This is a genomic window from Streptacidiphilus neutrinimicus (assembly GCF_000787815.1).
Taxonomy (GTDB): Bacteria; Actinomycetota; Actinomycetes; order Streptomycetales; family Streptomycetaceae; genus Streptacidiphilus; species Streptacidiphilus neutrinimicus.
On record NZ_BBPO01000109.1, the window covers coordinates 8,222 to 17,863 of the forward strand.

The window sequence follows — 9,642 nt, forward strand, 5'->3', positions numbered from 1 at the left end:
GGATGGCCCAGGTCCGCGCGAGGCGCGCCGGGGGCCTTGGCCGGGAGGGTGGGCAGGGCCTGCGCGACTCCCGTCAGGCTGGCCTGGAAGGTGACGGCGGCCGCGAGTGCGACGGCTGTGCGTCGCCACGCGATTGTTCCTCTGGCCCACCGCAGGTTGGTACGCACCTAAGGCTCCCCGAATCATCGGCAATTTCGCCGGTCCCGATACCACATCGCACACGGCCCAGAAATAGGGAAATAGGCGATGATCAGCGGCACTCTAGCGATAGCCGAAAGCGTATTGGATCACGGAATGATCACGACCGGCCAGTATTCAGGGAGTAATCGGACAAAAGCCCTCCAAGGGGCTGTCCTCATGCTCTCCTGGCCACGTGATTCCTGTCACGTCCATGAAGGGTTCCCAGCGTCGGCCTGACGCGCTGCCAGTCCTGCCTGCGGGGACGCCGCTTGACGCCGGGCGATTGGGCGTGCGCCGAGCCTGGGGCGGCGGCCCCGCCGGGTCCCAGACGTTTCGGAGCATTTCATCCAGGCGGATCTGCAAAGTATTGGTCAATTTTCAATCGGCCAAATCGCCCATTGAGGCTGATTCCACAGCACATCCGTGCACGTGGTTAATTCCAGCCCCGGGGTGGAGTCGGTGATACTCGCGCGTGGGCGCACGATGCGCCTGGAGATGGCTTGTGCGAGAGAAAGAGCGAAATGAGCCCAACGACGAACGCGCGTTCCTCGGGTGCGGGGCTGGCGGCGTTGCTCGCCGCTGTCCTGGCCGGCGGGGCACTGACCGTGGCGCCCGCCGCAGCCGCGGAGACGGCCACCGCAAGCAGGGCGAAGGCAGCCGCCGCACCGGCGCCGAAGTTTCTGTCAGCGGATCAAGCCTCACTGCGGGCCCGGCAGAGCGGCAAACCGGTCGTCGCCTCCGCGTTGACGACGTCGATGGCGCAGACCGTAGCAAACCCGAACGGCACACTGACGCTCACCCAGACCGTCGCGCCCACCCGGGTGTTCCGCAACGGGGCCTGGACGGGCCTGGACGGGACGCTGAAGGCGAACCCCGACGGGACGTTCTCCCCCGCGGCCACCACTGATCAGGTCGTGCTCTCTGGCGGGGGCCGTGGACCGCTCGCGCGTATGTACGCGGGCGGCGAGGGCTTCACCCTCACCCTGCCCCTGTCGTTGCCCCACCCCAGCGTGTCCGACGACACCGCCGTCTACGCGAACGTCATCCCCGGTGTCGATCTGACCGTCACCGTCTCCGACGCCGGCGCGGTCAGCGACGTGTTCACCGTCCGCAACGCTGCCGCAGCACACGACCCGCGCCTGCTCCAGTTGCTGGACGCCACCGCGACACCCACCCGGGGCCTGCACGTGGCAGCGGACAAGGCCGGCGACCTCGCCGTGGCCGACGCCAAGGGCCGGGCGGTCTTCGCCGCCCCCGTGCCCACCGCCTGGGACTCGGCCAAGACCGCGCTGCCCAGGGCCGCCGTTCGTGACGGCGACCCGATCGACCCCGCCTCCAGCGCCGACAACCCCGGCCACGGCTCGCACCGCGCCCAACTCGGCGTCGCTGTCGCGAAGGGGAAGGTGGACCTGACCGTCCCGAGCAGCCTCCTGGCCGGCAACCCCGTGTATCCGCTGTTCATCGACCCCACTTACTCGCCGTCCTACGGGGTCGGCAAGAACGGATGGTCCAGTCCCGGGTCCGGTGTGCCCACCCAGAACTTCTGGAACGGGACCGTTGACTACGGCGTCGGGGACAGCGACGCCGAGGTTGGCAACAGCGGGGACGTGCAGGGCGAAGCGATGAGCATCTTCAACCTGCCCGTCCCACTCAACCTCAAGGGCGCGCAGATCTACAGCGCGAACTTCGGCATCGACGAGAACTACTCCTGGGCCTGCCTCACCTCCGGGCACAACCAGTCCGTCGACCTCTACGCTCCCTCGCAGACGCTGAACAGCGGCAACGCGACCTGGAACAACTGGGTCAACAGCCTGGGCAGCCAGGTCGCCCCGTCCGAGTCATACGCGCTGGGCTACAGCTCCTCCTGCCCCGGCAACGGTGTCCCGGCCTACCCGCTGAGCACCAGCTTGGTCACCAACGACATCAACGCCGGCAAGGGGCTGCAGACCTTCGTCCTGCGGGCCGACGACCACAGCGACAACTACGCGTTCAAGGAGTTCACCCCCTCCAGCGCGCAGTGGACCATCACCTACGACTTCGCGCCGAACATCCCCACCGGCCTGTCCACGTCGCCGGCCGCCAACTGCAACGGCGGCACGACGCTGGGCGACACCTCGGTGAGCTTGTTCGCACCGGTCTCCACGCCGACCAACTCGTCGCTCACCACGACGTTCACGATGTGGAAGACCACCGACAACACCAACAAGACGAACCTGCTGACCAGCGCCAACGGCGTCGCGTCCAACACCTTCAAGAACGCGTCGGGCCAGGACGCGGTCATGCCGCTGCCCGAGTCGTTCTTCGCCAAGCTCGCCGGCGGCGCCTCCACCGGCTTCGCCTGGACCGTGTCCACCAGCGACGGCACCTTGACCACCGCGTCCAAGACCACCTGCTCGTTCATGTGGGACCCGACCCGGCCCGGCGCCCCCGGCATTGCGCCCGACGAGACACCCGACGCCGGGGCACAGACCTGCGCCACCCGCGGCGACAGCAACGACGCGAACCAGGCGATCGGCACCACATGTGAGTTCACGCTCTCCCAGCCGACGGTCAACTCCGGCGGCACCGTGACCAAGACGTCGGTCTCGGGCTACGTCTACCAGGTCAACCAGCAGCCGCCGGTCACCGTCCAGAGCACTGGCAGCATCAACGTGCGGGTCTCCCTGACGCACCTGGTCAACACCTTGACCGTCAGCGCCCTGTCCGCGGGCGGCAACGTCGGCTCGCCGACCGCGGTCTGGTTCGACGGCACCGCCATCAACCCACCGGCCAATGACGGCGACCTGAGCCTCGACGGCACCCCGGACCTGATCGTCCCGGGCAACAACGGCCCGTTCGGTCCGGGCCTGTGGCTGGCCGAGGGCAACAGCGACGGCACCGTGACGAACACTCCGGCCAACATCGGCGTCGACGGGCTCGACTTCACCAGCCCCGCCACGCCGACCGACTGGAACGGCGCCCAGGCCATCACCGGAAGCTTCTGCGGCGACGGCGCCCAGGACGTCATGGCCTACTTCCCCTCCGGCAACAACGCCGGCGGAGGAGAAGTCGCGTGCAACGACGGCAGCGGCGACCCGCTCCACATCGGCCAGCCAACGACCGACCTCACCGACCAAGCCCCGTACCGGATCTTCGGCGGCACTCTTATCGACGACAACAGCGACATCGCCACCCAGGTCGCGGCCGGCGGCAACACCAGCGGCCAGAGCACCGGACTACCGGACCTGCTCGCCACGGCCGGCAACGCGAACACCGGCTACCAGCTGATCGTCTACTTCTCGCACACCGCCAACGGCTACGGTGACCCCTTCGGTTGCTCCACCGGCGACACCTGCTATCAGCTGAGCGGCCTGAACAGCCCCGACGGCACGATGGACTGGAACGCCTGGACCATCACCACCGCACAACTGTCGTCCGGCACCGCGATGTACCTGTGGAACTCCTCCACCGGCGAGCTGGACCTGTGGACGGGCCTGAAGGTCGACTCCACCGGCACCACCTTGACCACCACCGGCCAGTACCAGATCGCCACCGGCTGGAACAAGAACCCGACCGACAATCTGATCCTGCGCGCGGCCGACATCGCCGGCAACGGAATCCCGGACCTGTGGGTCACCGACACCACCACCGGCACCACCACCGCCACCCTTCCGGGGGCCCTGACCAGCGACCCCACCCTCACCACCGCCACCACCCCACTGAAGACCTCCGCCCACGCCTGGGACTTCCAGGACATCGGCAGCAACAGCCCCGGCACCCCGATCACCGCCACCAACGACAACCCCTCAGGGTCCGCCCCCGCGCTCAGCCTCACCGGCACCGCCGGCGCCACCTGGAACACCGGCGACATGTTCAGCCCCGACGCGGACCTGGACGGCTCCACCGGCTCCCTGAACACCACCGGCCCGGCCGTCACCACCTCCCAGGACTTCACCGTCTCCGCATGGGTGAACCCGCAAGCGGTCACCTCGGCCGGCGGTGCGGTGCTGTCTCAGGACGGTTCCCACAACTCCGGGTTCGTGCTGTTCGCCAGCCCGTCCGGCTGGCAGTTCTGCATGGCCAAGGCCGACACCGGCCCGTGGAACGACGACTGCGCCGCCAGCACCATCGGCGTCCACCTCGGTGCGTGGATCCACCTGACGGCCACCTACGACCACAACACCGGCAAGACGGCGCTGTACCTCAACGGCGTCTCCGACGCCTCCGGCACCCACACGGCGGTCACGGGGTTCACCGGCAAGTTCCAGGTCGGCAAGGACCTGCTCAACAGCGCCGCCAACGCCTACTTCAACGGCACCGTGTCCCAGGTCCAGACCTGGAACCAGACCTTGACGCCCGCCCAGGTCTACGCGGTATACGCCGGAAGCACCAAGGCCGCCAACAGCACCAGCATGGGCGCCACCGTCCTGGCCTCCGACAACACCTTGTACCCCAGCGGCAGCACCTGGACCCACGGCGTGCAGACCCTCGCCTTCAACCACGGCCTGCTCACCATCACCTCCGCCGGCACCCAGATGTTCTCCGCCGGCAATGCCGGATACCCGGGCGCGGTGCTGACCCTGCAAAGCGACGGCAACCTCGTCATCTACGACACCGCGGCAGACGCCCGAGCCCACACGGGTTCCCTGTGGGCCACCGGCACCTACGGCAGCCCGTCCGACACCGGCGACGCCGTGGTATTCCAGCCGGACGCCCAACTGGTCGTGTACGACGCCGACGGCACACCGCTGTGGACCTCGGAAACAGACGACAACGGCGCCAACCAGTGGCTGCTGAACGGCACCGGCCTGGACGCCGCATCCGTCAACAGCCTGTCGCCGGCCAACGTCACCTGGGGCACTGACCACAACGGCACCACCGGCGCGGCAGCCGTCCTCAACGGCACCAGCAGCGTCCTGCGGGCCCCCTCTCCCGCCGTCAGCACCACGTGGAGCTACACGGTCAGCGCCTGGGTGAAACTCAGCAACCTCGCCACTACGCAAACGGTCGTCAGCCAGGCCACCAACAACCACCAAGCGTTCTACCTGGGCTACGACCAAAGCAAGAACGCCTGGTACTACATGACCACCACCAGTGACAGCAGCACCACCACCTACCCCGAGGTCAGCGGCGGCTGGGCCCAGGCCGGGCAGTGGACCCATCTGACCGCCACCTACGAGATCGCCACCCACTTGATGACGCTGTACGTCAACGGCGTCAGCGTCGGCACCACAACCGACACGAGCCCGGTAGCCAGCGTCGGCCCGCTGCAGATAGGCGCCAACAGCCTGCCCGCCACGCCGACTAGCCTGTACAACGCCACCACCGGCTCAGTTTCCGACGTCCGTGCCTACCCCGTCGCCATCAGCCCGTCCCAGGTGCAGATGGACACCTCCCTGCCCAACGGCCAGTCCCACTACACCTTCGCCGACACCGTCGACTGGTACGGCAACCACGCCCAGGACCTGGTCGCCGCCGACTCCAGTGGCAAACTGTGGGTCATCCCCACCGGCCAGCACACCAGCAACCCGACCCGCACCCAGATCGGATCGGCAACGAACTGGTCGAGCTACACCATCGCGGGCATTGCCGACCTCGACAAGGACGGCAACCTCGACGTGATCGCCCGCGACGCCAACGGACTCCTGTGGGACTTTCCCGGCAACAGCAACCACGACCTGGCCTCCAAGGTGCAGATCGGGAGCGGCTGGAGCACCTACAGCTTCGCGGGCGTGCGGGACTGGAACGGCGACGGCAAGCCTGATGTCGTCGCCAAGGACAGCAGCGGCGTCCTGTGGTTGTACCCGGGTACCGGAACCGTCAACGGCCTCAACTCCCTGGGCACCCACGTCCAGATCGGCACCAGTTGGACCAGCATGACCCTGGACGGCATGACCGACTGGAACAACGACGGGCACATGGACCTTCTCGCCACCGACTCCAACGGCGCCCTGTGGCTCTACGCCGGAGACGCGGCCCACGACACCTCCGGCGGCCGCACCCAGATCGGCACCGGCTGGGCCAGCTACAACATCGTCGGCTTGCAGAATGTCACCGGCGACCCCAACAACAACCCCGACGTGATCACCCGCGACAGCAGCAACACCCTCTACGTCTACCCCGGCGACGGAACCATCTCCACCGGCACCCTCGGCACCCCCCGCAACCCCGTCGGAGTCAACTGGTAACAAGCCCTCCCGACACGACCACACGAGAACGAAAGACCGGTGCCCTCCCCGCACGCGCAGGGAGGGCACCGGCACCCCCGGACCGAACCGACCGCTCGGCCTGCTTCCCCGGCGCGCCGGAGCGCAGGCACCACCGTTCGCCCCACGAGCCGCCGACTCCGCGCCCCGGAAAAGCCCACCACGCACCGCCAATGAGCGACACCACCCCGGCATCCGGCAGGCGACTGTCGGGCAACTCACCCAGCCCGAGAGCGTGCGCCACCTCGCGCACGCCACCCGGTCCCCTGCCGCTCGCAGGCAGCCGCGCAGAGATCACACCGCATCCCCCCGGCACCCGTGCGCCGACCGGATGCCCTTCTCTCAACCCACGCGAGCCAGGTCCACAACGCCGTCGCGGTTGAAACGGACCACGTAGCTACAGCCCGGGTGAACACGCTCCGCCCACCCGACCAGATCGTTGTCCGGCTGCCACCACCGCGTGTCGATCACGATCCAGTCCGGGCAAGCCGCGTCAACCTTCGGATCACCGGCCCAGAACACGCGGTCCTTCGCGGCCAGCATCGCCAGGTTCGGGTTCACCGCCGTCACCGTCACCCCCGGCGGCACAATGGCGTCAGCGGCCCGCAGCGCCGCCGAATGCGTCCCACCGTCATACGTACCGGGATTGACCAAGTCGCAAAGACTCAAAGGCAACGCCGCGGTCAACGCGATCGCAGCAGCTACCATCACCACGATGGCCTGCCCGCGATAGACCCGCTGCCAGTGCGAGCGCGCCCCCTCCATGCGTCGCAGCGCGTCCACGGCGGCAAGGAACACGACCGGCATCAGCGGTGCACTGTAGTGCCAGCCGATGTCCCAGAACATCGGATTCGTGGAGGCGAACCTCAGTAGCAGCATCGGCGCGGCCACCAGCACCAACGGCGAGCGCAGGCACACGAACCCGGTCACCCCGAAGGTCCATCCGAGTGTCTGCCACTTGACCACCGGCCAAACCAGGCCCAACAGTGCTGCCCCGATGCCCAGATGCCCAAGGCTGCCGCCGGGAACCTTCTCCCAGTAGTCGTAGCCGTGGTGCGGATTGAAAGCCGGTATCAGCACCAGCACGTCCAGGAAGACCGAGCCGGCACCGACCACCGCAACCACGACACCAGGCAGCCACAGCCGCCACCGGACCGCGACCAGAACCCCCACGGCGGCCACGGTGAACCCCATGTCCTCCTTCACCGCCAGCAAGGGCAACGCCCACCACAGTGCCCGTTCAGCGTGATCCAAGACCAACTGCCGCATCACCATCGCCAGCAGCGGCACCGCGAACGCCACCTCGTGGAACCCCGTGTCCACCGCATGCTGCAGCCCGAACGACAGCCCGTAGGCCAAGCCCACAGCCACACCCAGGCCCCGCGTGCCCACACGGCCGGCAGTATCGGCAACAACCCAAACAGACCACCCGAACAGCAAGGCTTGGGCGGCATAGAGCATCAATGGCGAAGGCCACACCCACCACGCCGGTGCAAGGAGCGCATCGATCGGGGACCAATGGTCGCCCAAGACGTTGTACCCAGCCCCCTTGATGTCCACGATCGGCGCGGACAAATGCGCGTATCCCTTCACCGCCTCAGTAAAGATGCCCATATCCCACGACATGTCCCCACCACGCAGCCCGCGGAACACACCGAGAACCCCCCACGCGACAGCAAACAACCCACCAAGGAGCAAAGGCGGGGAAATAGGCCACAAGTGCCGGCGACGCCGCAGCATCTCAGTGGTGTCAGCCACGGGCTCGGCAGCCGAAACACGGACGGGTATCACGATGGCGGCTCTCCTTGGAACGTCGAAGAACCGAACGGTATACGAACACCTGATCTCAGCTACACAGCAGGTCGGCTCGCGGGGGCCGCGTCCTCCAGCGCGCGCACCACCCGCAAGGCGCGCTGTTGGGCACGGGGCGAGGGAACCGGCTGCATCGTCAGGCCGCTGCTCGTCCGGCGGCAGCAAATCGTGGTGCCCAGCGTGGGGAAGCTGCAGGGCTGGCACCGTGTCGATCCCCTCGCCAGATCATTTCGGCGACGCAATGGGTTCGGTGTCGGCATCGAGTGGGCCCCGGAGGATCAGCATGCCGTCTCCCTGGGCCTCCTCGTCCGCATAGCGGACCGCCCCCACCCGGCGACGGCACCGCCGAGGCCGACGCAGCCCGCCGATCCGCACAGGATGGTGCCGGGCCGACCCGCTCGGGATCGATGCCGGCGCAGAACGGCGACTGCAAGCAGAATCCGTAATCCTGGTTTCCGGGACCATCGAGACCAGGACGCCGCTGCAGGCCTCGCAGCGTAACACCGACCTGCAGCTCGGGCAGTGTAAGGCGACGGTGAGCCAGCACTGGCAGCTCTGGGTGTTCAGCCGACGGTTTGGTCCTCTGTGTTCGGTTCGTAGCCGTTTCAGCAGACCAGGTTTTTGTAGCACCTCGCCAGCTGGGCTTGCTTCGGTTTGACGTACACCTGAGATCGGGGGCTTCGGCCCCGGAAGGAAGATGTCCATCATGGAGAGCATAGGGAAGAAGAAGCCGCGCCCTCGCCGCTCGTTCACGCCGGAGTTCAAGGCCGAGATCGTCGAGCTGTGCCGACGCGGTGACCGGTCCGTCGGTTAGGTGGCGAAGGACTTCGACCTGACCGAGACCGCGGTGCGGTTGTGGGTCAACCAGGCACGCGTCGACGCTGGCGAGCGCGACGGCCTGACCAGCGACGAGCGCGAGGAACTGGCCCGGTTGCGGCGGGAGAACCGCCGACTGCGCGAGGACGTCGACATCCTCCGCAGGGCCACGGCTTTCTTCGCTCAGGAGACCCGGTGACGGTGCACCGGTTCATCGAGGCGGAGAAGCAGGCAGGTCGCAACGTCAAGCGCGCGTGCGAACTGCTGGAGGTCTCCCGTTCCGCCTTCTACACACGCCGCACCGCGGCCCCCGGCCCGCGTCAGACCCGCGACGCGGAACTCACCGCGAAGATCACCGACGTCCACGAGACCTCACGCGGCAGCTACGGGGCCCCACGCATCCATGCCGTGCTCCGCAGGGACGGAGAACCGTGCGGCCGTCGCCGCGTTGCCCGGCTCATGCGCCAGGCGGGCCTGCAGGGCTGGCACCGCAGGCGACGCACCGGCACCACGATCCCGGATCCGAACGCCGCCACGCGCCCAGACCTGGTCCTTCGCGACTTCCAGCCCGATCCCACAGGGCTGGACACCCGCTGGTGCGGCGACATCACGTACATCGCCACCGACGAAGGCTGGCTCTATCTGGCCA

The 9,642-nt window shown here is 67.8% G+C and carries 4 protein-coding genes; 3 read left to right on the forward strand and 1 reads right to left on the reverse strand.

Annotated features, from left to right (window positions below; translation table 11 throughout):
- Window positions 1-701 precede the first annotated feature (701 nt).
- A complete protein-coding gene (locus TR48_RS46470) occupies window positions 702-6,347 on the forward strand; it encodes a LamG-like jellyroll fold domain-containing protein (protein ID WP_152628359.1) in 5,646 nt (1,881 codons plus the stop codon).
- A 360-nt stretch (window positions 6,348-6,707) separates the two neighbouring features.
- On the opposite strand, the gene TR48_RS35485 is transcribed toward TR48_RS46470, so the two are convergent.
- Entirely contained in the window at window positions 6,708-7,991 is a 1,284-nt protein-coding gene (locus tag TR48_RS35485) for a DUF2079 domain-containing protein (protein ID WP_161789964.1), read from the reverse strand.
- Window positions 7,992-8,991: 1,000 nt separating this feature from the next.
- Here TR48_RS35485 and TR48_RS35490 point away from each other — a divergent pair.
- Together TR48_RS35490 and TR48_RS35495 are read left to right on the forward strand one after the other, a co-directional pair.
- A complete protein-coding gene (locus tag TR48_RS35490; protein WP_084730034.1) occupies window positions 8,992-9,192 on the forward strand; it encodes a hypothetical protein in 201 nt (66 codons plus the stop codon).
- A partial coding sequence (locus TR48_RS35495) for an IS3 family transposase (protein ID WP_042374706.1) occupies window positions 9,189-9,642 on the forward strand: 454 nt, incomplete at its 3' end. The genes TR48_RS35490 and TR48_RS35495, both read left to right, overlap by 4 nt.

Coding starts and splice junctions, on each gene's coding strand:
- TR48_RS46470 (WP_152628359.1), top strand. CDS start 702: ATGAGCCCAACGACGAACGCGCGTTCCTCGGGTGCGGGGCTGGCGGCG.
- TR48_RS35485 (WP_161789964.1), bottom strand. CDS start 7,991: ATGTCGTGGGATATGGGCATCTTTACTGAGGCGGTGAAGGGATACGCG.